At 37.8% G+C, this 25,214-nt stretch carries 21 protein-coding genes; 3 read left to right on the top strand and 18 right to left on the bottom strand.

The window, feature by feature from the left end:
• Positions 1-13: 13 nt before the first annotated feature.
• Complete coding sequence (locus ABE41_RS06625) at positions 14-1,213, bottom strand: CaiB/BaiF CoA transferase family protein (RefSeq protein ID WP_066287839.1); 1,200 nt, start codon at positions 1,211-1,213, stop codon at positions 14-16.
• A 217-nt stretch (positions 1,214-1,430) separates the two neighbouring features.
• Here ABE41_RS06625 and ABE41_RS06620 point away from each other — a divergent pair, with 217 nt between their 5' ends.
• Together ABE41_RS06620 and ABE41_RS06615 are read left to right on the top strand one after the other, a co-directional pair.
• Positions 1,431-2,105: a GntR family transcriptional regulator gene (locus ABE41_RS06620; protein WP_066287837.1), complete on the top strand. Its 675-nt coding sequence runs from the start codon at positions 1,431-1,433 to the stop codon at positions 2,103-2,105.
• Positions 2,098-2,979: a hydroxymethylglutaryl-CoA lyase gene (locus tag ABE41_RS06615; protein WP_066287835.1), complete on the top strand. Its 882-nt coding sequence runs from the start codon at positions 2,098-2,100 to the stop codon at positions 2,977-2,979. Before ABE41_RS06620 ends, ABE41_RS06615 begins: the two co-directional genes overlap by 8 nt.
• A 565-nt stretch (positions 2,980-3,544) precedes the next feature.
• On the opposite strand, the gene ABE41_RS06610 is transcribed toward ABE41_RS06615, so the two are convergent.
• The 9 genes from ABE41_RS06610 to ABE41_RS06575 all read right to left on the bottom strand — a co-directional run bounded on the left by ABE41_RS06610 (position 3,545) and on the right by ABE41_RS06575 (position 13,045).
• Positions 3,545-4,270 (bottom strand): glucosamine-6-phosphate deaminase, encoded by a 726-nt coding sequence (locus ABE41_RS06610; protein WP_066287833.1) that lies wholly within the window; start codon positions 4,268-4,270, stop codon positions 3,545-3,547.
• Positions 4,267-5,115: a carbohydrate ABC transporter permease gene (locus ABE41_RS06605; protein WP_066287830.1), complete on the bottom strand. Its 849-nt coding sequence runs from the start codon at positions 5,113-5,115 to the stop codon at positions 4,267-4,269. Before ABE41_RS06605 ends, ABE41_RS06610 begins: the two co-directional genes overlap by 4 nt.
• 1 nt (position 5,116) lies before the next feature.
• Entirely contained in the window at positions 5,117-5,995 is an 879-nt protein-coding gene (locus ABE41_RS06600; protein ID WP_066287829.1) for a carbohydrate ABC transporter permease, read from the bottom strand.
• A 55-nt stretch (positions 5,996-6,050) separates the two neighbouring features.
• Positions 6,051-7,283: an ABC transporter substrate-binding protein gene (locus tag ABE41_RS06595; protein WP_066287826.1), complete on the bottom strand. Its 1,233-nt coding sequence runs from the start codon at positions 7,281-7,283 to the stop codon at positions 6,051-6,053.
• A gap of 3 nt (positions 7,284-7,286) precedes the next feature.
• Positions 7,287-8,417, bottom strand: a complete 1,131-nt coding sequence (locus ABE41_RS06590) for an ROK family protein (protein ID WP_066287824.1) — start codon at positions 8,415-8,417, stop codon at positions 7,287-7,289.
• Positions 8,418-8,605: 188 nt separating this feature from the next.
• Complete coding sequence (locus ABE41_RS06585; protein WP_253805447.1) at positions 8,606-8,740, bottom strand: sporulation histidine kinase inhibitor Sda; 135 nt, start codon at positions 8,738-8,740, stop codon at positions 8,606-8,608.
• A 530-nt stretch (positions 8,741-9,270) separates the two neighbouring features.
• Positions 9,271-9,408 (bottom strand): hypothetical protein, encoded by a 138-nt coding sequence (locus ABE41_RS21355; protein WP_253805487.1) that lies wholly within the window; start codon positions 9,406-9,408, stop codon positions 9,271-9,273.
• Between the two features lie 95 nt (positions 9,409-9,503).
• The gene (locus tag ABE41_RS21350; RefSeq protein ID WP_253805446.1) at positions 9,504-9,956 is read right to left on the bottom strand and encodes a recombinase family protein; all 453 of its coding nucleotides are present in this window, start codon (positions 9,954-9,956) and stop codon (positions 9,504-9,506) included.
• Positions 9,957-10,030: 74 nt separating this feature from the next.
• Positions 10,031-13,045: a UvrD-helicase domain-containing protein gene (locus ABE41_RS06575; RefSeq protein WP_066287816.1), complete on the bottom strand. Its 3,015-nt coding sequence runs from the start codon at positions 13,043-13,045 to the stop codon at positions 10,031-10,033.
• Between the two features lie 270 nt (positions 13,046-13,315).
• On the opposite strand from ABE41_RS06575, the gene ABE41_RS06570 reads away from it, so the two are divergent.
• Positions 13,316-13,741, top strand: a complete 426-nt coding sequence (locus tag ABE41_RS06570; RefSeq protein ID WP_066287814.1) for a hypothetical protein — start codon at positions 13,316-13,318, stop codon at positions 13,739-13,741.
• A 508-nt stretch (positions 13,742-14,249) separates the two neighbouring features.
• On the opposite strand, the gene ABE41_RS06565 is transcribed toward ABE41_RS06570, so the two are convergent.
• From ABE41_RS06565 to ABE41_RS06530, 8 genes are all read right to left on the bottom strand, one after another.
• Positions 14,250-16,241, bottom strand: a complete 1,992-nt coding sequence (locus ABE41_RS06565; RefSeq protein WP_253805486.1) for a hypothetical protein — start codon at positions 16,239-16,241, stop codon at positions 14,250-14,252.
• Between the two features lie 5 nt (positions 16,242-16,246).
• A complete protein-coding gene (locus ABE41_RS06560) occupies positions 16,247-16,738 on the bottom strand; it encodes a hypothetical protein (RefSeq protein WP_066287808.1) in 492 nt (163 codons plus the stop codon).
• Entirely contained in the window at positions 16,719-18,044 is a 1,326-nt protein-coding gene (locus ABE41_RS06555; protein WP_066287801.1) for an SIR2 family NAD-dependent protein deacylase, read from the bottom strand. The genes ABE41_RS06560 and ABE41_RS06555 overlap by 20 nt, the downstream gene beginning before the upstream one ends.
• Before the next feature lie 804 nt (positions 18,045-18,848).
• Entirely contained in the window at positions 18,849-19,304 is a 456-nt protein-coding gene (locus tag ABE41_RS06550) for an OsmC family protein (RefSeq protein ID WP_066287794.1), read from the bottom strand.
• Between the two features lie 940 nt (positions 19,305-20,244).
• Positions 20,245-21,075 carry an SDR family NAD(P)-dependent oxidoreductase gene (locus ABE41_RS06545; RefSeq protein WP_066287787.1) on the bottom strand — a complete coding sequence of 277 codons (831 nt, stop codon included), beginning with the start codon at positions 21,073-21,075 and terminating at the stop codon, positions 20,245-20,247.
• A gap of 88 nt (positions 21,076-21,163) precedes the next feature.
• Positions 21,164-22,102: an alpha/beta hydrolase gene (locus tag ABE41_RS06540; protein WP_066287784.1), complete on the bottom strand. Its 939-nt coding sequence runs from the start codon at positions 22,100-22,102 to the stop codon at positions 21,164-21,166.
• Positions 22,103-22,118: 16 nt separating this feature from the next.
• Positions 22,119-22,925, bottom strand: a complete 807-nt coding sequence (locus ABE41_RS06535) for an SDR family NAD(P)-dependent oxidoreductase (protein ID WP_066287783.1) — start codon at positions 22,923-22,925, stop codon at positions 22,119-22,121.
• Positions 22,926-23,231: 306 nt separating this feature from the next.
• Positions 23,232-25,193, bottom strand: a complete 1,962-nt coding sequence (locus ABE41_RS06530) for a sigma-54-dependent Fis family transcriptional regulator (RefSeq protein WP_066287782.1) — start codon at positions 25,191-25,193, stop codon at positions 23,232-23,234.
• Between the last annotated feature and the right edge of the window lie 21 nt (positions 25,194-25,214).

Genomic DNA, 25,214 nt, shown 5'->3' with positions numbered 1-25,214 from the left:
TCTCACCCCCGATTTAGATAACGCTCGTTTCTTTTAACCTCTCGACTTCCTCTTCACTGTATCCAAGCCAGTTTCTATACACTTCATCGTTATGCTTGCCCATCACTTCAGGACCAACATGATTCACTTTCCCTGGTGTACGGCTCAGTTTCGGTACGATACCCGGCATCGGGAATTCACCTAACTCCGGATGATCCACGTTCACGATCATCTCACGTTCTTGATAATGAGGATCTTCTAGGATTTGTTTTGCTGTATAAATGAGTCCTGATGGTACACCTTTTTCATCTAAAATCTCTAAGGCATCTTTCGCATCAAGCGACTTCGTCCAATCCTCGATCAGCATATCAAGCACCTTCATGTTCTCACCTCTAGCGTGATGTGTGGAGAATCTTGGATCGTCAGCAAGATACGGCTGCCCCATCGCTTCACATAATCGCCGGAACACACCGTCCGCGTTGGCTCCAATCACGATATAGGTCTTGTCCTTTGTAAAATAGATGTTCGATGGTGCGACACCCGGCAGGATGTTCCCCATTCGTTCCCTGATATACCCGGCAAATAGATAATCCGGAATGAGACTCTCCATGACCGAGAAGACCGATTCATAAAGAGCCGTATCTACGACCTGCCCTACTCCTGAACGCTCTCTTTCATGCAGTGCCACTAAACAGCCGACCGTTGAAAAAAGTGCTGCGAGCGTATCACCGATTGAAACACCGATTCGTGACGGCGGACGGTCTGGAAATCCCGTGACATTCCGGAGACCTCCCATCGCTTCTCCGACACTTCCAAAGCCTGCACGATGTTTATATGGCCCTGTCTGTCCGTATCCGGATGTCCGAACCATAATAAGCTTCGGATTAATCTCAGATAACTCTTCATATGAAAGGTTCCATTTCTCCATCGTTCCCGGACGGAAGTTCTCGATGATCACGTCCGCGTCTTTCACCATCTCTTTTAAGATGTTCTGACCTTCTTCTACTCTTAAGTTCAGCGTAATTGACTTTTTATTACGTGATTGAATCGGCCACCATAGTCCAACACCATCTTTTGACTGTCCCCAGTTTCTCATCGGATCTGATTTACCCGGCGGTTCCACCTTGATTACTTCAGCCCCAAAGTCCGCTAACAGCCTTCCGGAAAAAGGACCGGCCAAAAGGGTTCCCAGCTCTATGACACGAATATCACCTAAAGGAAGTTGATCGGACATGTTATCCCTCCGTTTGTCTTATTTTTAGAATAATCATAATTTTCTTAATCTTTATACCAAATTAACGCTTTGTATACAAAAGGTCAATGGGTAATTTTAATTTTATTTTAATAATTTCATATAACGCTTGATTTAACTGACTTCACCTTACTAGTTTTCAGAAAATTATTGCAACTTAAATTTAGTTTGTATACAATAAATATAAGGAGTGGTTGAATTGGATGCCTATAAATATATAAAAGAAGCCATCATACACGGAAAATACGAGCCTGGGATGAGGCTTGGAGAAGAATCTCTCGCGAAGGAACTAAAGCTTAGCCGTACCCCGATACGCGAGGCAATCAAGCAGCTCGAGTCAGAAGGTCTCGTTACCCCACTTAAGCGCGGAGTGAGTGTTCGCCATTTCACACGTGAAGATATTCAGCAAATCTATGATCTTCGTACTCTATTAGAAGGTTATGCAGCCAGCCAAGCTGCCCTTCATCGAACGGATGAGGATATCGAAAAGATGAAAGAAGCGAATTCACGTTATGAAGAGGCGATTGAACGTTATAAAGAAGCAGACTTAAACTCTATTAAAGAGATCGTGAACTTCAATCAACAGTTCCATGAAGCTATCATTTCTGCATGTAAAAACCCGCACATATACTTTCATTTATCCAAGGTAGTTGTCGTGCCACTCGTCTTTCGTTCGTTCTATTGGTACGACGAGTTTGAGCTGAAACGATCATTAGAAGTTCATAAAACGATTCTTTCGGCGATTCAGAATCAGGATTCCGAACGCGCACGTGTTGCGATGACCGAACACATCTATCAAGGTCGTGATCAAGTACTTGCCCATTTAGAAGAAATCAAGAAAATCCATGTGTTGAAGGAGGATACTCATGATTGAAATTTGTGAAGTCGGACCACGCGACGGGCTGCAGAACGAACCAAAGCTCGTCTCAACGGAAACGAAAGTTGAACTCATCAACAAGCTCATCGACTCAGGTATACGAATCATTGAAGCCGTATCATTCGTGAACAAAAAAGTCGTGCCTCAGATGGCAGACGCCGAAGAAGTGCTCCGTCTCGTTCCGAAGCGTGATGATGTTCGTTATGCTGGACTTGTCTTAAGCCGTTCAGGTCTCGAACGTGCGTTACATACAGACGTTGATTTTCTTCATGTTGTAACCACGACAAGTGACTCATTTAATCTACGAAACGCTAAAAGAACGGTGAATCAGGCGGTTGAGGAACTAACGAAAGTCATCGAGGAAGGTGCAGCATCAAAAGGAGTGGCCGGAGTACTCGGAACAGCATTCGGCTGCCCGTTTGAAGGTGAAGTCCCACTCACTAAAATGTTGAATGTGGCCGAGTCATTCTTGAAAGCTGGCTGCACAGAAATAACACTCGCAGACACGACTGGAATGGCTAATCCACTCCAGGTACAAAACATGATATCAGCTTTTCAACGGGAATTTGGTAAAGACCTAACACTCGGACTTCACTTCCATAACACACGTGGACTAGGACTCGCCAATATCCTTGCCGGATACCAAGCTGGAGTCACTCGCTTTGATTCATCAATTGGCGGATTAGGCGGCTGCCCGTTCGCACCTAAAGCTGTAGGCAATGTATGTACAGAAGATATGGTCAACATGTTTAAAGGGATGGACGTGGAGACATGCACAGATCTTGAGAGATTAGTAACAACTGCGAAGTGGCTAGAGAAAAGTATGGAACGGCCACTGGATGGGATGTTGATAAAGGCTGGTATCTCATAAAAACACTCCTTTACTTTTTTATGTTAAAAAGGACCTAGTGATGTATATATACAAAAAATCCTTGGTATCATGTGATATTCCAAGGCTTTTTACGCTTTATCCCATTGAACCTTCCATCTCGAACTTGATTAATAAAGAATTTCATAACATATTCAATTGATATATAAACTTTGTTAAATCATGGTTTTCCCAGTTTTGATTTTTATAACATTTCAATACTTTTCAAATACAGTTGGCACGAGATTGGTACGAAAATGAAATGGACACCGTTACCAATGATGAACTTGTGTGCGGAACACATTTTACCCTTTTTTCCTTTTTATTCTGTGTCAAAAAAGCTGTTATAATGGCTGTTTGCACTTATCTTTTTTTAAAATATTCTATATTTATATGATAATGCTATAAAACCGAATGAAATCAACAAAAAGTAAGTAAGCGAGTGTTAATTGATAGCCCATCAAAGACTCTAAAACGAAAAAACCTTACAAAAAAATGTAAGGTTTGGTCATTTATTATCTCAAGGGGAGAGAAAGTTACGTATTCTGTTTAACTTATAACTAATCACCTATCCTAATAAGGACGCGGCTTCCTTGTCAAAGTAATAATGGATGTTCTCATGCTGCTGTAGGACGCTTGCCGGATTTGCATTCGTTACAGGACCTTCGACGGCTGCTTTTACGATTTCCGCCTTTTTCACTCCGTTCGCAAGAAGGAAGACCATCCTGCTATTCAAAAGGTGGTTCACCCCGAGAGTGATACCATGCTTCAGTACTCTTTTCTTCGAGAAGTATTTTTGTCCAACACTCTGTGTGGTCTCGTCAAGGTCGATGACATGGGAATTCAGACTGAAGTCTACTCCCGGTTCGTTGAATCCAAGGTGGCCGTTCATTCCGATTCCCAGAATCATGAGATCGAATCCACTATATTTCTTCACGATTTCGTCTTGCTTTTGGCATTCATCCTGTAAATTTTCATTCATCGTATCAAAAAAATGAATATTTTCCTTCTTCGCATTCACTTGATGAAAGAAGTTGCTGTTCAAAAATTGCTGGCAGCTTCCTTCGTCCTCGGGTCCGATTCCGACCCAATCGTCGAGTCCGATGAAGACAGCCTGTGAGAAGTCCACCCGGCCGTGCTTATATGCTTCAACGAGAAAACCAAGCATTACTTTTGGTGTGTCTCCTCCAGGGATGCAAAGGACACTGTTAGGCTTGTTTTCAAGCAGACGAATGATTTCCTCTGCTGCGTTTCTTGACATTTCTTCATAGGTTTCATATACATGGATTTTCATTCTTTCACTCCTCCTGCGGTCATGCTTGAGACCAACTGTTTTTGGAACATAGCTACGATGATCAGTGGAGGAAGGGTTGCTAGGATTCCACCCGTTGCGATCATCCCGTAATCGACCGCATTCTTTCCACTGAATTCGGCAATGGCAACCGATATTGTCTTCGATTCAAGGCTTGAAGTGAACAACAGGCTGAAAAAGAACTCTTCCCATGTTAAAAGGAAACTCAGTACGCCTGTCGCCAGCAATCCCGGTCTTACAATAGGTACCACGACTTTCCATAATATCTGAAGCCTTGAGGCTCCGTCGATCATCGCCGCTTCTTCGAGTTCCTTTGAGAAGCTGCGGAAATAGCTCTGCATTACCCATACGACATAAGGGATAACGAACGTAAGGTCAAGAAGGACCAGGGTCCATTTGAGATCAAGCATCCCGAGTTCCGATAATAGCAGATACAAAGGAATAACAATTACAACCGGCGGTATCATGTATGAGAACAAAAAAACATAGGTGATACTGTTCCGGAAAGGAAACTGGTACCGAGCGATGCTATAAGCGGCAAGGCTTCCAACCACTATGCTGATCAGCATCACTGTGATGCCGACGAAGAGGGTATTCCCCATCGCAATTTTGAACGTGTAAGCCATCTCGTTTCCTTCATTCGTAAAAATGTCCACGTACCGGCTGAAAGTGACGTGTTCCGGAATCCACTTCAGCGGGACCTTGGTGAGATCCTTCCGAAGGGAAATACTTGAAATAAATAGCCACAGGTAAGGAGCCAGGGTGAAAAAGGCAACGAGAATGCCGAACGTATATTGCAGCGCTTTGAATGGTCTAGAGTGTTTCATCCTACTCCTCTCCTTTCTTCAAGGTCTTGACATACACAAAGGTGAGGAGAGCTACCATAAAGGCAATGAGGTATGAAATGGTCGCTCCCTTTGAGTAATTCACTTCCACGAAACTGGTGAGGTAAGCTTCGTAAGTGAGCGTCAAGGTACCGTTAGCCGGTCCTCCCCGTGTCGTCGCATAGATTATATCGAACACCTTGAAAAGGTCCATGGTTCTCATGACGAGCACGACGAGGATGGTCGGCTTTAAGTACGGAAGGGTCAGGTGATAAAAGCGTTTCAATACCCCTGCTCCATCTAACATGGCCGCCTCATACACACTCTTGTTTGCCATCTGAAGGCTAGCGAGCATAAAAATCGTGACGAGGGGAATCATCTTCCAGCTGTCTGCGAACATTACCATATGAATGGCAACGGTCGGGTCACTGAGCCAACTTCTGTATTCGTCAATAAGACCGATTTGATTCAAGAAGGCATTCAATGCCCCGTATTCAGGATGATAAATCCACTTCCACATCGCTCCGTTAACAATCGTCGGGACTGCCCAAGGAATGATGAAAATACTCCTTAGGAAAGTCTTGCCTCTCAAATCTTCATTCAAAAGAAGGGCGATAAGGATACCGAGACTCAATTGCAGGAAGAGGGAAAATCCTGTAAAGTAAGCGGTTCTTCCAACCGTCTCCCAAAATCCTTGATCTCCTAACAGTTGTTTGTAATTTTCTAGTCCCGCCGTTTCGCCATAGGATGAACTGGTGATGTCCATGTTTTGGAACGTGTACCAAAAGGTTTGGAGAAGAGGAAAGAGGACGATCCCGAATACCAAAATGGCGGCAGGCACGATCAACAGCATGGCGAAGGTTCTATCTTTGATTGGTCTCATGTTCCCACCTCATATTTCTGTAAACAAAGGGAAGAATCCCTCCCTTCAATTCCTATTATTTATTTGAAATTTTCTCTGCTTTCTTCTGCAGGTTATCCATGGTTTCCTCGGGCGTCTGTTTTCCTAATAGGCTTTTTTGGACCTCTACTTGGATTTCGGTTGATAGTTCTCCGTACCAAGGAACGCGAGGGCGGTTTTCAAGCTGTTCATATTGGACCTTCGATGCAGCAACCACCTCTGGATTCGTATCGATCACTTGTTGTTCTTCATAAAGACTCTTCCAAATAGGTAGGGCGTTTTTCGCAAAGTTTTTCTGAACTTCTTTTGAAGAAAGGTACTGAATGTATTCCCACGCTTCGTCTGCATGTTTGCTTCCGCTCGTCACGCTTAGTCCCATACCACCGTTTACGCTCATTGGGATCGGAGCGATTCCGACTTTTCCGGCAATGGATGATTCTTCTTGGTCGTTAGCCATGTTGAACATGTATGTCCAGTTTAGAGCAAAGGCTGCTTTTCCGCTCGAGAATACTCCGCGAACGTCTTCTTCGAGATATTCGGTCGACTTCGGATCTGTCAGTTTTTCGTTCAATGTATCTGTCATGAATGTCAGGGCTGAAACATTTTTCGGGTCGCTCAACGTCGGTTTCCCACTATCATCGGTCATTTCCCCGCCAAATGATGAAGTGATGGCAGTGAAATCACAGACGAGTGCTTCTGCTTGGCTCCAGCTCCACACAATCGGATATGGGACCAATTTTTTGTTCTGAATGATTTTTGCCTGTTCCTTCAGTTCCTCAAAATTCGTAGGAGGATTTTGGATTCCAGCTTTTTTTAGGATTTCCTTGTTATAGAAAAGGAATTTCGTATCGTTCAGCCAAGGCATCCCGTACAATTTCCCGTCGTAGGAAACGCTGTCTATGGCTCCTGGGAAGATATCGGATTCTTCTTCACTTTTCAACTTGTCGCTTACGTCCTTCACGAACCCTGCTTTAGCGAATTTCGCTGTCCAAGGCGCATCGACGACGACCACGTCATACCCGCCGCTTTTCGCGCTTGTCTGAACCTTTTGCTCAAGGGCTTCGTATGGGGCGAATGTCGCTTTGATTTTAATATTTGGATTGTTCTTTTCGAACTCCTTCGTGATGTTTGTCACGTCTTCCTCGCTATATCCAGCCTGTTTCATAAAAAGCGCATTTAGCGTAACTTTACCGCCATTTTCTTCTTTCGAACAGCCGATGACACCAATAATCAGGATCAACATCATACACATTAGAAACCATTTTTTCATGTTTTACTCCCCCTCATAATGTTCTACTTGCATAAAAGCATAGGCAACTGCCCCAATTGCCCCCGTGTCACTTCCAAGTTGAGATCGCTCAATAGTCACAGGAATCGGGGTCAGTTTTTTCACCCAACCCTCTATTTTTTTCATGTGTGGTCCAAGGCTTCTCGATACTCCTCCGCCGAGAATAATTTTTTCAGGGTTCACGACGCAGACGACATTTGAGATGCCAATTGCGAGATCAAGAAGGTAATTGTCAATAACGGTGATGCCTTCTTCTTTGCCCTCATCGTATTCGCTGAACCAATCATAAGCTGTCTTCCCGTCACGATTTAGGGCACTTCCGGAAGTCCGCTTTTCGAACTGTCCAAATTCCCCTACTACATTGAAACGCCCTTCTTCAACATCCTTACGGTCGGTCATATATCCGATTTCACCTGCGGAGAAATGGGCACCTTCAAGAAGTGCTCCGTTTGCGTAAATGGCGGAACCGACGCCTGTCCCGATTGCGATGAAAGCTAGGCTCTTGCATGATTTCCCTGCCCCATAATGAAGTTCTCCAAAGAGTGCACATTTGACGTCGTTGTTGATGAAGATCGGAAAGGCAAAACTCTTTCTCATGATGTTTCGTATGGGAAGGTTTTCCCAACGGAGAGCCGGCGCATCAACGACGATGCCGTTTTCGCTGTCAAGAATCCCTGGTATACCAACTCCCATTGCGCTGATGTCTTCCTCATTTACTGGCGAACCTTTTATGAAGTCTTTAATCATGGTGATAATACTTTCGGGTTCGAAGAGGGTTGCATGCTCTTCCTTGTGTACAACGTTTCCGTCCAAGTCGGTCAAGACGATGAGAATCTTGGTTCCCCCAACATCGACTCCTATTCCATACGAGGAGATCGGATTGAACACAAGATGGATTCCACGCCTTCCGCCTTCCTTGGTTGAATCGCCATATCCTCGTTCACTGATCAGTTTCTTTCGGATCAGATCGTCCACGATCGAAGATACGGTGGCTCGGCTCACCCCAACTATCCGTGATACCGCCGCACGCGTAATCGGCTGGTGTTTTCGAATGTTTGAGAGGATAAGCCTGGTATTCATTTGTTTGATAAGTTCGGCGTCTCCCTTTTTGTGCAAAGGTATCACCCCGCTTTCTAGTTTGTTTGGTAAGTGAACGAACTATCTTTATCATATAATGAAAAGGTTTTCATTTTCAAGAATTATTTGAAATTTGTTAAAAGTTATGGTTAGGGAGGATAAGTACGCCCTTCATGGAGGACAGAAAGAAAAGCCACCTTCCTGGGATAGTAAGGTGACTTAAAACATTAATTTAAAACTGGTTTTAATCCGCGTCGGTTAATTTCTTGTTTGAGGTATTTTGCAATCTCACTGTTTTTTTCATGTTTTAAAGCTGCACGATAATTAATGATTAATTGTTCGTTGCTCATGATATTGTTCAAATGCATTCCTCCTCATAATTGTTTTTAATTAGATAATAAATCTAACATGCACTCATTCTAAGGGAAAAAGTTCAATAAAAAAAGACAAAGAGTTTTAAAATTCAAAAAGGTAATTTAGGACTTTAAAATCGTTAAATACTAATGTCTAAATTCATTATCCGGTCAATTTCTTATCTATATTTTTAGTTGTAGTTACTTTTGAACTTTCCATCTCGAATTGATTAATTAAGGTTTTCATAGTGTATCAAAGGCTTGTAAAAACATTGATTTATCAACGTTTTTCGATTTTCCTTTTTAAAGCTTTTTAAGTTTTTTCAAATTCAATCGGCACAAATCCGTCACGCTGGTTATCCCAAGGGTGGACTTGTGTGCGGAACACATTCCACCCTTTTTTTCCCTTTTATAACGTGTCAAAAATGCTTCTAAATCTGCTTTTTCAATTTATAGCTTTTTAAGATATTTCTTATCTTTTCAAATTATTTTGGTCATATTTTGGTCATAATTTTGGTCCAACTAAACTAATTGAAGAATCACATCCCAAACTTCGTGATCCAACTTTTCAACTTTTCAACTTTTATTTTACGACACACCCCGGATGATTCGCCCCCAGAATAGTTCTTATAATCTGAATAGACAAGTTCTTTTACCCCCCAGTTTGTTACTTTCATACCTACCATTGTATTATTACAATTTCCACAGCGAACCAAGCCGCTTAACAGATAATCATGTTTGGATTTTTTTGCCCACCTGCGTCTAGACTCGTTCAACAAGCTTTGTGCATGTTCAAATGTTTCAACATCAATGATCGCCGGGCACTCATTGGAATCCATTCTTCTTTCGGCCGTTCTTTCATGGGTACTCGATCTTCTTTGGATTTATACTTATTGCCAAGCATCCCCTCTGTGTTCCATCGGTTTTGATGAAATTTTCCTGTATGAACCTGATTCATTAATAACTGCCGAACAACTTGCCGGTGCCATACTTTAGCGCCACGTTTAGTAGGTATACCTTTGTTTGAAAGATATTTCGCGATTCCGTTGATCCCCTCAACAAGATCATTAGGTTTGGTAAATAGATCAAAAATCAGCCTGACAACATTTGCTTCTTCTGGCTTTATAATGATCTGGCAGGTTTCTTTATCATAATCATAACCGTATATTTGGAAGTTTCTTAATACTTTTCCTTGTCGGGCCTTTTCTCTTCTACCACGACTCATCCGCTCATTAATTTTCGCCTTCTCAAATTCAGCTATTGCCCCCCGCATATATAGAAAAGATTGCCTTCAGCCCGTCATCTGACGAGCTTTTTCTTTTCCACTATATCCATTATCTGTGTGCAATGAGGATAATTTGAGCACCCATAAAATGGTCCTCTCTTGCTTTTTCTCACCACCATATACCCTTTACAACTTTTACACTCAATTTTATTATGAATGACCGATGTATCATTTAATCGATATTCACAATTCGGATAATTACTACAGCCTAAAAATTCTTTTTTTGTTTTGCCGTTTACCCTGATTTTCAAATATCCCTGGACACATTTAGGACAATTGGGGTTATTGGTTATTGTTGTGTTCCCTTGTAGTATTTCGTATTCAATTCCTTGTGTATCTATTAATTCTTTAATAAAAACAGACATTTTTAAATCCGGAGTCAGCACATACGTAACATTTTTAGTTCTAGTCAATGCAACATAAAACAATCTCCGCTCTTCTGCAAGTTCTAATTCATCTTGGCTTGTTATGACTAATGATAGTATCGGGTCATCTGCTACACGATTTGGAAAACCTAACAAACTATTTGAAGTATTGATGATGATTACATTATCTGATTCTAAGCCTTTGGACCGGTGGGCCGTTAAGAAAAAAATATCTAATTCTGGATATTTCTTGTACGTAACTTTAATATTATCTTTCGTATTCTTAACGTCGAAATCATCATTTTCATCCACAAATTTAATATCAAAATTATTTCGGCCTAACAACATAATTTGAGCTTTTGGTCCATAATCATTTACTATTTGTTCTATTAAATGCTTTAAGCTACTCAGTTTTTCATTTTCACCAGTATATCCGAAGATTCTTAGCGGTTGATCATTGTTTTTTCCAGAAACTAGATTTTTCTTAATTTGTTTTTTGTTCCTCATCACGAAGTTTCCGGCTACATTAATCAATTCTTGGGAGTTCCTATACGTCTTTTCAATCTTCATGAGTTCACTACGTCCAAAGTATTTCTCAAAGTCAGTAAACAGATTTAAGTCGGATCCAGCAAAGCGATATATCGATTGCCAATCATCACCCACACACATCACTTTTGCTTTTGTTCGATCTCTAATTTCCTGTATTAACTTATATCTGCTTACGGAAATATCCTGGTACTCATCAATGATGATGTATTTGTAGGAGAAATTAATTTCCCCAGCTTTTACTATGGATGTCGCCCTATTGATCATATCATTGAAATCAATTAAATTATGTTGCTTTAATTGGGATTGGTAATACCGATAAATAGGCTTAGTAATTTCTAGGAAAAGTCTCGTTCGGTTATAGAAAAATGAATTACCTTTATCTAAAATTTTTATGAAAGTTTCAAATTGATCAAAGTCATACCCATTTGATTTAAATAAGTTGATGAAGGATGAAACGAATTTAATAAATTCACCAAAATGGTTCCCGTTTTCCGTATCATAAATCTTATTAGAGATATCAATGATGTCTACTTCTATAAATATTACACCCTGCTCAAGTAGCTTTTTCCTAAGTGTTTCTAATAGCCTCCCTTCTTTTGTTAGATAGGAATAGGTTTCAATTAGATTTGTCTCTTTTTCGTTGTGTAATTCTCTTTTCCATTCCATACTTTTGATATACTTTATTTCGTCAATTTCACTTAACCAAGGAGTCCGGTTATCTTTTGTAATACCAAAGTGTTCAATATAGATGTCGTATTCTGGAAGATAAAAGTCTGGCTTATACTGCCTGTGAAATTGATCCGATGTTACGTATTCATAATCCTTTTCATATTCGTATTCCACTCCATTTAAGAATAAGAAGTTTGCTATCATCACTTCTTCAAGGCTTTTTACCTTTTCGCCACTAATCGTGGTCAGATTCTGTTTCAGCTTTTCGGTGTTTTCATTGATATAATTCTTGTCTTCATATTTACTTTTTAATGTTTCAAAATCCAAATGCTTATGATAATCGTAACATTCACCTAAATTGTTAAATTCTTCTAAATCCTTAGGGATATGTAAATAGTAGCCAAAAAACTCAATCATTCTTTTTAATTGCTCAGGGTTGTCATAGAACTCCTGATTAAAGTAATCCTTGATTATCTTCTTAGGGTCAGATTCTACATCCGGTTTGTTGTCAGAGTAAGCAGTAATAATACCAATACCTATCTTATGAAATGTTTTAACATCTACATTTATGTTCAAACGCTCTTTAATTCTCTCCTCCATCTCTTTTGCTGCTTTTTTTGTAAAAGATACTAGTAGTATATCATTTGGACTTACTCGCTTTTTCTCAACCAGGTATTTTACCTTACCTGAAATCGTTAAAGTTTTTCCTGAACCGGCTCCAGCTATAATTAAATTGGCATCTTCATCAATGATCACTGCCCATTTTTGTTGCTTGTCAAGTTCCTTACCATCTATATCACTGAAAAAGTCTTTTTCCTCTGCCATCTCTCTTGTAACAAATTCTTCGTTCCACTTTTTAACGTTATCTTCATTGCAACTTGAATAAATAACCAAAAATTCTTGTACCTTTTCATTGTCTGTTTCTGCATCTTTAAAGTAAGAATATATGTATCGATATTTGTCAAGCATTCCAGTATATAACGAGTACGAAATATAGTTCTTTTTCATCCGTTCTATTTCAACAAGGCATGAGACTATCCCGTCGTAGTATGCCTTCAGTTTTTGATTCGTTTTATTAATTTGAGATTTCAGTTCATCTAGTTTGTAAAGGTATTTCTCACTTTGCTGATTATATACAAGTTCCAATCGTCTATAACTAGCCGGCCAATTGTCTCTAGGAACATTCATTATCCTCTGTTGTATTGCGTTATCAAATGAGTACACATTTTCACTTTTTACATAATCCATCATTCGTTGATGATCGTTTAAATAGTTAATAAAATAGTTTTCCGAAACAAGTGTTGGAGATCTTTCGATTTTATTAATCCTACCGTTTATTTCAAATATATCTTTCTCAAGCTGCCTAATATGTTTTTTTATTTTGGCACTGTATATATACAAATTGACTCTATTTAAATAGCCTTTAAAGATTTCTATTGCGCCCATACATCCATCACCTTTATATATTGTTAAATTTACTTAATTTTACCAAGTAATACAATTCTACCATAATAATTATTTATCGTTACATTTAATTTCTACACAAGTGGCCTGTAATTCTTATAGACTTGGAGTACTCATTAGGAACATCATTTATAGGAAGGTAGTTAATAAGGTTGCTCATAATTGCATTTACTAAAACAGGGATTTTAGAGGTAAGCATGGAAGTTGTACAAGTGGAGTTTACTTCATGAAAATCAATGAGGAGGAATACTGGTGAGGAAAAATGATGCTTACAGCAAAGAGATAAAAGAAATAAACCAGCTGATCACTGAGTACTACAAGAAATATGACGAGGTGATCTTTGAGTTTGGACTAGATAAGGAAGAACGAGGAGAAAGCGGGTCTAACAAGGAACAGGTTAAGAGAAACACTGAAATAGTCTCCTCAGAAGGTCAGAAACTAAAAGACAAGATAGAGACTTTCTTGGACCAGATCAATGAGGGAGCCAAAGAGCCCTTTGAAGTGCGGAAAGTTTACAGTTCTGAGTATCTTGAGGTTGTCAACAAATTAAATGAACTCATGAACGGCTCTGTATATGGCTTTAATGGAAATAATGCTTCTTGGTATGGAGGAACAGCTGATAACTTTAAGAAACTAAAGGATCATTTCAGCAACTTGTTGAAGAAACTTAATGAGTGATTGAATACATAACCCAATAGCGCTCCTGAGATATAATTATTACTTTTACTGTTGAAATTTTTTACTGTTTTAAACGTCCAACAAAGTTATAATTCGAAAAGAAAAAAGAGAGTACGCCATTTATTGTAGTAGATGATGTCTCTCTCTTTTTTCATTTATTCGTCGTCTAACGTTTTGACTGCTAATAAAATTATATAAAAAATAAAATGAAATAAGATGTAAAACAAAAATTCGAGAAATGTAGATTTAGGCAATTTATCTCTTTTTCCCTTTTTACTATTTCTAACTTATACTCGAAATACTTCCCCTTAATTGCATTCCTTTCAGCACTTAATCCTACCAACCGACTGACTAAAAATCCTCCAATGATCTCGCTACTAAACCCTCGCTTACTGATTTGATCATGGTTATTAACTGATTTGGATCCCCCATCTTTCCACTCTGTTCACCTATCTATTTTTCCAACAATCCCGTAATTACTGATGTATTTCTTGCTCCCCAACTATTCTCATACTTCCTCATCAACTTCGTTGAATTCATTCTTTTCATCATCGATCAAACCTCTTTCGCCCTTATAAAAAGTATACTTTGTATATAAAAAATCAAACTTTTCTGGTGGTGTGTTTTCTACTAGGATAATCTGATGGTTCGTACTTAATTCAATCAATATTTTATAGAATTCTTCATAAACTTCTGGATCTTTAATCTTATCTTTTTCTGCAATTCCATCTTGTTCCTCCACAGATTTTTGCTCCAGTTCTTGCGACTTGCCATCTCCTTGTTTCTTTTCATTTTGTTCATCTTTTTTCAACGTACCAACATACTTGCTAATCGAATCTAACAATAAAAAACCTGGGTGTCCGGGAGCATAGCCTTGAGTTTTACTTTTTAATATTGCCCCTAAATAAGATAGTTGCATACATTCTAACAAACCACCACTATCATGGGCATAAACATTTGAACCTTCATAAAAAGGAATATACTGCTCACGATGAATAAAGGTATCTCCATCCGTTTCGTACTTCAATCTTTCCATAAAACCTTTATACTCATCATCTAGAAAATCAAATATTTTATTACGGTCCTCGTCACTTATTTGCAGTGATTTCAGTTCTTTCTCTAATCGTGTTACAGTAGTTTCTAAACCTTCAATCTCTTTTTCCTTTTCTGAGATTTTTCGATGAATACGTAACCCCTCTTTTACTATTTCATTATCTTTTACCAAGCGGTTTATCAGGCTATTTATGCTATCAATTTGAGAAAGAAAAGGGACATCTGTTTCTTTCGCGAACTCGCCAACAGCTTCATTCAAAATCCCTTGCTTTTTAGATAACCTCACTATTTTCCTATCTATTTCTTCAATATTTTTTAGTTCATTAGTAATCAAACTTTTTACCAAGCTTATTTTATTATTGATTTCATTTTTCACTTTATGTAACATTTTTTCTGAGTCAGTACTTTGGTGGACTAAATCATGTGTATGGACAGAAACCGTCGAATGACACAGAGGACATTCTATATTTTGATCAGGGATTACTAACTTGTAATTGATTTCTAATGTTGCATCTACCTCTGCTTGTTCGAGAATGTATTCTTCTAACAATAATTTTTTTGAATTGATCGAAAGCTGAAGATGTTTCTTTTCGTATTGATAATTAAATAACTCATTAGCAATCTCTTCTAAATCCTTTTTGAGCTTAATATACAATTCATTTTCATTATTATCATTAGACTTACTATTGTCTATAATTTTTTTCTTTGCTTGTATCTGCTCTTCAATGTTCTTCTTAAATCTATCTGACTTAGCAAATAATACATTGAAATCTGCGGCATCTTTATCTTTCAAATAAGAATTCAACCCAGCTATAACTCTATTTGCATCTTGAATTTTATTCTGGGCATTTACTAGTTCTTCTTTCAACGCATCTTTATCAGCTTCTACCAGATTAAATATCATTCTAAAAGCATGAGGATTTTTATTACTCTTGAACGTAGTCTTCTTTTCTAGAAAGTCTTTGGTGCCTAGCGCATGTTGATTTGTATATACATACCTAAAAATATCGCGAAAAGATACCGTTTGTAATTCTTTGTTAGTGCTATGCTTTTTATACTTAATTATTTTGTATTCACTAATGTTTAATTTAGTCATAAGAAAGTGCATGGCTTCACTTATTTTAACTGTTTTTGGTGTATATCCCTCTATATTCTCAAAAGAGCAGAAGTATATACCGATATTATCTGATTTTTTCTTTAACCCTCTGTTTAATGTCAATGTTTCATTATCAACTTTTATTTCAAGAAAAACCTGATCACATTTTGCATTCAATTCTTTTTGAACTTTCAAATCGATTTTTTCGCTTTTTCCTAAACAATAGTCGATTAAACTTAGAATTAATGATTTACCAGAGGTTTTTTCACCACTTATAATAGTAAAGCCTTCATTAAAATTGATAGTGCGCTTGTATGAGGCTCCATGAACGATTAATTTTCTTATTATCATACGACTCACTGCTGCACTCCCTTTACCACTTTCAAATTACTACCCGAAAACTTTATTTTCTCCAGTGTCTGTGAATACTCAAACACTAAATTAGAGAAAAATACCGAGTTTAATTCATCAATAAATTCTTCACCTGTTGAAGTTATCTGAACTATTGTTTCATCTAATTTTTTTGTTATGTCACCTTTAAGATTTATAAACTGCAAATGTAACATATTAAGAAGAATTCCATTAATTTTACTCTGGAAACGAAAATACAGATTAGGTGATGGTTTCACACCATATCTGAATTTTTCATCTGTTTCAAATAACTTAATCAAATCAAAGTTTACAAGACTGTAATAAAACATTATTTCAGATACTGTTCTACGTTTCCTGCTGTCTTTCGAAAAAGCATACAAAAGGCACAAAGTCTTCATTATATCAAGTTTTTCATTATTAAATAACAATTCAATAGAGAGAGGGACTGATGAATTTTTAATTGTCCGGCTGCTCATTAAATCTCTCCTCCCCCCACCAAACATCCATTGTCTCATCCTCAGCCAAAAGATGTATTAAACCCTTATTTTCGCTTTCATTCGATCTATTATCTTCAAATAGTACAGCGTATCTTCCAAAGTCATACTCAGCTAAACTATCATGGACAACTTTTAATAATTGTTTGCTATCGCCAAAACTCTCATACGTTTTGATATAAAGCTCTTTGTATTTAACAAATACTTCAAATAAAATAGCTTCAATAACTTCTAATGACATACCTGCTTGTTTTAAAGCTCGAATGTATTTTTCTGAAGCTACATAAAATATAGAACTCAACTCAATCATAGATTCATTGATATTCTCAAGCTTAAGTTTTTTATAAAATAAATTACTAGTCAAATCATGCCGAAAGTCCGAAAGCCCTGCTCCGAGTACAACAGAACTGCCAGAAACTTTAGAAGTACCATCTGATCCATTTGGACTGCCAATTTTGTTTTGAACATGCTCAGATGATAATTGCATCAATATTTTTCTAATTTCAATTACATGTGAAGATCCTTTTGTTTCATATGGAATAGTAATTAAGCCATATTGTTCTCGCAATTCTTTCATTCTTTCTTTAGTAGGGTTAGCCAAAAGAATATAATGCGTACCGTTGAGATAACGCTTATAATCTTTAATTAGATCACTTACAAACTTATCATCGAAAGAAAAGCCCATGAACAATATATGTTTGCTACTGGTGACCGCTTTTAACAATTCCCCGTATTTTTCATTTCTATAGAGATTTTCATAGCTGCTTCTGCTCATAACGATTGAACCGGAATCAGCAGTATAACCATGAAGATGACAAATCCGTTTTTCATCAAAAATTTCTTGAGAACTGAATTGTATATTCTTTAATAAAATAGGAAGTTCATCACACTTTATTTGTTCATGTAAAATGTTTTCATAATTTGTTGTCAGATAAAGTTTGAAGTTCATTCTCGCAAGATCTGAATAATTGTGTAAGCTGGCGTCCTCTACATGCTCTTTCGTTTGTTTGATTATTTTCACAATCATTTTTTGAATATCCTGATCCACTAAGTTTGCATATTTCATTATCGCATCGATTGCACCCCAATAATCGGTGCTGTCAAGATGCCATTCAACAGTATCTTTTAATAATTTCTCTATTTTTCCATGAGCATATTTGTCAGTAATCTCCCTTATCAAATCTCCCCATGTTGGCACTTTAAAAGGGGCAGATAACCCCGCTCCAATAAAAGGAACTAATTTTCTATCATTATAAACCTCTCTCAACTCTTGTAGGTTACCATCCATTCAATCTCCTCTTTCTGACAGCTGGCTCCAAAATTTATTCATGTAATACCTATTTTATAGATATATTAATTCATATTCTAACAAATAGTACCATTTTCATCCATAGATTTTATATTTTTTGCTACCAGTTAGTAAAAGGTAAAAAGGACTTTTTACGTGTTTCTTCTATTTCTAACTGTTCAATAATAAGTTCAGTCATCATCTCGTATACATTCGTTTTCATCTTTGTTCTCCTCCTCTTTTTTACCTTCCGAAGCGAAACCGTTTCCTAAAGGGAAGGATTTTCGCCCCTTTAACGTGGAGAGAAGAAAAACGAAGATAGACAAATGGTCAAGGGAACCAGCATAAAAAGATTTTTGTGGATGTAACTCCCACAACAAAGTTTTTTGCCCCTTGAATGCTTGGCTCGCCGACTTGGCTTCTTGCCGGAAAGGTTCGGGTGTCCTGACGGCGAAGAAGTTTAGCCGGCTCTGACTGTTTTACGATTCGGAAGGTAAAGGGCGAACAACGACAAAAGGCAGCCACCAGGCTGCCTACCATGCTACTTAACTATTTTTTAGAAAATGGAAGATCCTCAGGTCGTTCGATGCGGCAATTTGCAAACGGAACAGGAACATACAGATTTGTTTTACTAAGGTAATCACCTTTTACATTACCACTGAATCTACTAACTCCTCGTTCGTAAACTGATTGTGTCCTGGTCAACATTTCAAAACCGGTGCTATATAATAAGTTTCTAACTACAAAAAGGATGGTACTCTGACCTCAATACCAACCCTTTTTGCTAGATCTGATTCTAGCTTTTTAAATCTTAGTCCATTTTGTATCAATTTCAATCTTTGAATCAACAAAAAGATTAAAGACCGGGCATCTGCGCTCCACTTCATTTTTCAGCTCTTCAATTCTCTCTTCGTTTTCGTCTGTTTGTATATTAACATTGAATCGGATTTTTTGAAAATGCGGGGAAACTCCTTCTTCCCCCATCAGGCCCCGGGTATCCAATATGCCTGTGGTTTCAAAATCAATACCGGTAAAATTGAAGCCTAGTTCTTGCGCAATCATGGGAATCATGACTCCATTACAGCCATTAAGTGCAGCAGCTACATATTCAATTGGATTGGGCGCAGTATCCGTTCCTCCAAGCTCAACTGGTTCATCCATGGAAAAACCAGAAAAGTTTCGAACAGCGATATTGGTTTTTAAACCTGAATCCCACTTCCCTGATGCTGATACTTTAATCAAAGTTGATGATTGAGCCATTTTATTTCCTCCTTTACCCAAGTAAGTTTATAAGAATTAACTGAATTATATAAAAACACCAGCAGATTATAAAGATTTTTGGCTCGAATCCGTTCCGTTAACCGTAATCTGTGACCATTGTTGACCACCGTTTGACCAAATGGAATTGTCTTTTAATAATGTATAAAACACGATTCCCACATTATGTGACGAGTAACCAAGTTAGACCCTATTGCATCATCATTACTTTAAATTTGTATACAATTCATCTTTTCTACATTGGAAGCAAGACTGATTTTCGTAAATGCAAGGATGTTGCATGAACTGTATCTTAAGAATCAAAATAATTGTCATAATCCTTGGAAATACGGATTCGTTTTTTGGTACTTATCGGGGAAAACATTGTCTACTTAGGATAAACCGTAATAAAAAGCCCAGTTACATTACATTAACCATTCCAATTGTCTGTATAGGATATCGCATAGAATTGAAATTAAGAAGTTTACTATCTACTAGTAAATAAATTTTATAGACGGAGTATATTTGAGATAACGAAAATTAAAGTAGCGTACGTAAACAAGAAAACGAATGTTTCAATTCAAACCTTGATGTAGTTGGTGTTCACCTTAATAATAACAACCGACTTGTTTTAATTCAAACTATCATGACTTGCGAAACAGTTGATTTTTAACCCTATGATAGGTATGAGATGGATCCTCTCTTTATATGAAAGCGAGGCTATTTTGATGGCCTACTTTTTTTATATCAGTTGTATCCCTCTCATTCCATTTATCTCCATTTTTTTAGACTCAGTTTTCAAAAAAAACACCCCCTGGCGATGTTTGAATGTTTCTCTATTTTATGTGAATATAAGCCCATAATATTCTATGGGCCTAGTTTTCTTACAATATGCGGTTTTTCACTCGGAATTGTTCTGGTATAAAAAGTTTTGTTTTAATGTTTATTTATGAAAAGATGAAACTCGCAATCCGAAATCTTGATTTGAGAAGCTAGAGAGGGTTTCTCCTCCATCTAATGGAACCATTACTCCATTTATATAATTTGAATCTTCGGAAGCGAGGAACACGGCCAGTTTTGCCACATCATCTACTTCACCCCACCTTCCAAGCGGGATTTTCGACTCAACATTATTTCGTAATTCTTCATTTTCAAAAAACGGTCTGGTAAGAGAAGTTTTACAATACGTAGGACATATTCCATTAGCAGTAATTTTATGTGGCCCATATTCGATTGCTATTGTTCTTGTTAAATTAGCAGCGGCTCCTTTGGACATATTGTATGGAGCCTGTGAGGGATATCCACCTAACCCAGCGGTAGAAACAATGTTAATAATTTTTCCACCATCACCTTGTTTCAAAAACTGAGTTATAGCGTGCTGGCAACCGTTCCAAGAACCTTTGACATTTACATTTAGACACATATCTAAATCTTCTTCTGTTAGATTATGCATATAATCGCCGCCACGATAAATTCCTGCATTGTTAACTATGATATCCAGTCGGCCAAATTCCTCAACTGCGGTTTGTACCGCGTATTTTACTTCAGTTGCTTTAGTTACATCACATTCCGCAAATATTGCTTGTCCACCCATTTCTATAATCACTTGGTCAGTAGAAATATTATTATCTTCAAATCCACCTTCATTTGTATTTCTTTTTAAATCGGCAACAATTACTTTGGCACCTTCCTCTGCTAAGGCCAAAGATATTCCTCGTCCAAAACCCGAACTCGCCCCCGTTACTAGAGCCACTTTTCCATTAAGTTTACCCAAGGTTATTCACTCCCGACTTCATTTCTTTGTTTTAAATCTAGCATATTATAAACATAGTTATCTAACCGTGTTAAAAAGAGCCTGATATTTAAACATTAATAAACTGATTGGTGGTTGTTGAATCCAATAAGTATTTTTTAAACCACGCTACCGCCGGTGGCGCAGAATGAGATAATCCGGGTTCCAAATATGCTCCAAAGTGACCCCCGGGAATTATAACGAGTTCTTTTGGCTCTCTTGCTATTTGGAATGCTTCAATTGCTAGATCAGTAGGTGTCAACTCATCATTCTCTGCTACTACCATCAAAAGTGGTGTTGGAGAAATGATATCAATTAAACCAGCCGGGTTGTATCCTAAAAATGCCTCCATGGTTTCAAGTGTTACTTGATTCTTCCAATTGGGGGCGATTGTTTCTCCTCCTGTCATGAACCATTCATAAGAATCTGGAGTTGGTAAAGCACTAGGTTCTCCTTCCGGAGCAACAACTGCAACATGTTGGACTTCTCCACCATTGTATCTTGATTTCCGATAATCATTTAAGTCTTTAATAAAATTATTCATGATATCTGGCCTCATAAGTCTCTGTGCATTTTTCCAACCATTCACTAAAGGAACTTGTGCAACTACTGCTTTGACACGTCGATCTGTTGCAGCAATGTGTAAAACATGCCCGCCACTGTATGATGATCCCCAGATTCCAATACGTTCCTCATCTACTTCAGGGTGTTGGGATATCCAAGTAATCGCATTTTTATAATCCTTGTGTTGTTCTTCTGGAATTACATGTTGACGCGGCTCCCCTTCTCCTTCGCCAATAAATCGATAATCAAATACTAAAACCACAAACCCTGCGTCCGCAAACTTTTCAGCAAAGTTCGGCAAATACATTTCTTTTACCGCACTGAATCCATGAGCCATCACAAGTGCTGGGTTTTTTTGTCCGTTTTTGTTTTCTGGAGCATACAGCCAGCCTTTACAATTATGTCCTTCACTTTTAAATGTTACATTTTCTCTTGTATGAGCCATTTTGGCACCTCCCAATTTATCGTGCAGTAAATCCACCATCTACGACTAATGATGAACCCGAAACCCAACGTGATTCATCTGATGCTAAAAATACAGCTGCTTTTGCAACATCTTCTGCCGTTCCTAAAGTTGGCCATGGTGATTGATCGTGAAGACCTTTATTTAATTCAGGATTTTCTAAAAATGGCCTTACCATCGCAGTTGCTAAAAAACCGGGACAAATAGCATTTACATTAATGCGACTAGGAGCGTAATCAACAGCCAGTTGCTTTGTTAAATTGACAACCGCACCTTTAGAGGCGCAATATGCAGGTTCCTGTGCTAAACCAACAAGACCCCCAATGGAAGCTATATTAATAATTTTTCCTCGCGATTCATTTGAAGCGCTTTCATTTTGTTCTAACATTTGAGTAATGGCGAATTTACACCCCAACCAAACCCCTTTTGTATTAACAGCCATGCTTAAGTCAAATGCTTCCTCCGATTCTTCCACAATTCCAGCAAGTCCAGTAAAAACACCAGCATTGTTGACTATGATATCTAATCGGCCATAGTTAGATACAGATGCGTCAACTAATGATTGAACGTCTTCTGACTTTGTTACATCGCCTTTAATAAATTGAGCTTCACCACCTTGATTGCGAATAAGATCATCTGTGTCAATATCAATACTTTTCTCATATCCTCCTTGTCGGGCTGATTTTTGTAAGTCACTACAAATAACTTTGGCACCTTCTCTCGCAAAAGCAAGCGCAATAGCACGCCCATTACCTGAACTCGCACCTGTAACAATCGCAATTTTACCTTCCAACCTTTTACCCAATAGATATTCCTCCTTGTTTTTTATTGTGAATTTCGTTCTCTGCTCTACACTTGAAAATTTGCCATTGATTTTCCGTTTTCACCCCACTTCATTATTGTGACTAATTATTATGCAAGATGTGTGCCAAATTAAAAATATTCAAATTTCCGTAGTAATAGGCATTTTTACCCTTATATTTAAAAAACTGTGTGTCTCATTGAGACAAAATCTGTCTCATGTCTTAACCTATTAAAAGAAGCTAAAACCATAGTACCATTGTTTATGGCACCCATTTCACGGTCTAAAAGTGGATTATTTATTCGAAATTTAAAATTTGGCTTGAATGCCATATTTCTTTAGCTTTCGATACAAGGTAGCGCGTGAAATGCCAAGATCTATAGCTACATTAGTAATATTTCCGCTCATTCTCGTTAGAGCTGCAATCAACTGCTCTTTTTCAAAATCGATTGGATGTTCTACAGACTCAATTAGTTCAGACGGTAAATAATAAGGATGTAAAACATTTCCTTCCATATTGAAAAGTGACTGCTCGACAATATTCTTTAACTCTCTAATATTTCCGGGAAACTGATATTTTTTAAGTAATTGGATTGTTTCTATAGGCAACAGTACATCTTTGTCAGTGAATTGAGGACTAAATTTTTTAACAAAATGTTTAACAAGTAATGGGATATCCTCGGTTCTTTCACGTAAAGAAGGAAGTCTTATTTGAATCACGCGTAAACGATATAATAAATCTTGGCGGAACTGTTCTTTGTGAACCTCATCGATTAAATTTTTGTGTGTAGCAGATATAATTCGGACATCTATAGGAATCGGCTTTTCCCCGCCAATTCTTGTAACAACTTTCTCTTCTAATACTCGGAGGAGATGCACTTGTACTTTTAGCGGCATATCCCCAATTTCATCCAAAAAAATTGTTCCTCCTTTTGCCAGCTCAAATTTCCCCTGACTACCTTTAGATTTAGCACCCGTAAACGATCCTGATTCATATCCAAACAATTCACTTTCTATTAATTCTCTAGGTATCGCTGCACAATTTATGGCTATAAACGGCTCATTCTTTCTTTCGCTTGCATGATGGATAGATTGTGCAAATATTTCTTTTCCTGTGCCAGTCTCGCCAGAAAGCAATAAGGTGGAATTTAACAGAGACGCTTTCTCGGCCAGTTTTATGCTTTTTAAAAAATTCGGTGATTTCCCGATTAATTGTCCAAAATTGTATTTAGTAGATGATAATTGATTCACTTTAGTTACTGAAGTTTTCATCAATTTAGAATTAGGCTTACTTACACGTAGTCGTATAACAACACCAAGTAATTCTTGGTCCATAATAATGGGAATTACAGAACAAATATATCTAGAGTTGTCTTTATGTAGTGTAATTTCATGCTCTATGGTATTTTCTTGGCCCTCTAAAACAAGATTTACTAACGCATCCAATTCACCAAGGTGTTTGAGAGATTTAACACCCATGTTTTTAAGATATAACTCAGTTTTTACGTTCATTTTCAAGATGTTCTTTTTCGCATCCGCAATAATAATTCCGTCTTCAGTTGAATCTAGCGTCGCGTTTAAAAAAGGGTTAAGTTTTAAGCCATATTGGTAAACATTTTGTTCTATATATTTTGAAATGTGGTTAGCTTTTGAAATAGCTAGACCTATTGTATGGGGATTTATAATAGTACTTTTACCAGTAATATCAAAAACTCCAAGTAACTCTTTTGTAAACGGATTAAGTATGGGTGCCGCCGCACAGTACCAATCGTGCCATCCAGTACAAAAGTGTTCAGTGAACAAAACTTGTACTGGTTTCTTGCTTTTCAGTACCGTTCCAATTGCATTCGTTCCGGCTACTTCTTCAGTCCAAACAGCACCGGGCATATGCCGTACTTTTTCACCTTTTTTCAAGATAGCAGTGTCCCCAAAAGAGTTAAGAATTACGCCATTTTTATCAGAAATGGTCACTATTGTATCGGTATGTTGGAGGGAATCTGAGAGGTATTTCATATCAGGTAAAGCGAAGGAAAGTAGAGTGTCATTCTTTTCACGTCTATAAATCAAGTCATCTTGTTGCACAACTTCTTTAACTTCTAACTGAAAAGGATCAACACCAAATTGTTTTGAACGTTCCCATGAATTTAGAATGTCAGTACGTATTTTACCTTCCGACAAATCATCCTTTTCAATATAAGCGGACCAAGCCTTTTGAACAGAAGAATTAAAATTAACATAGTCAGAACTGGGGATATTCAGTCTCCTTTTCATAACATTCCTCCATCTTTTAAA

Origin of the sequence: Fictibacillus arsenicus (assembly GCF_001642935.1) — a bacterium.
Lineage (GTDB): Bacteria > Bacillota > Bacilli > Bacillales > Fictibacillaceae > Fictibacillus > Fictibacillus arsenicus_B.
Note: the sequence above shows the minus strand (reverse complement) of the source record. Positions and strands in the feature narration are given on the sequence as shown.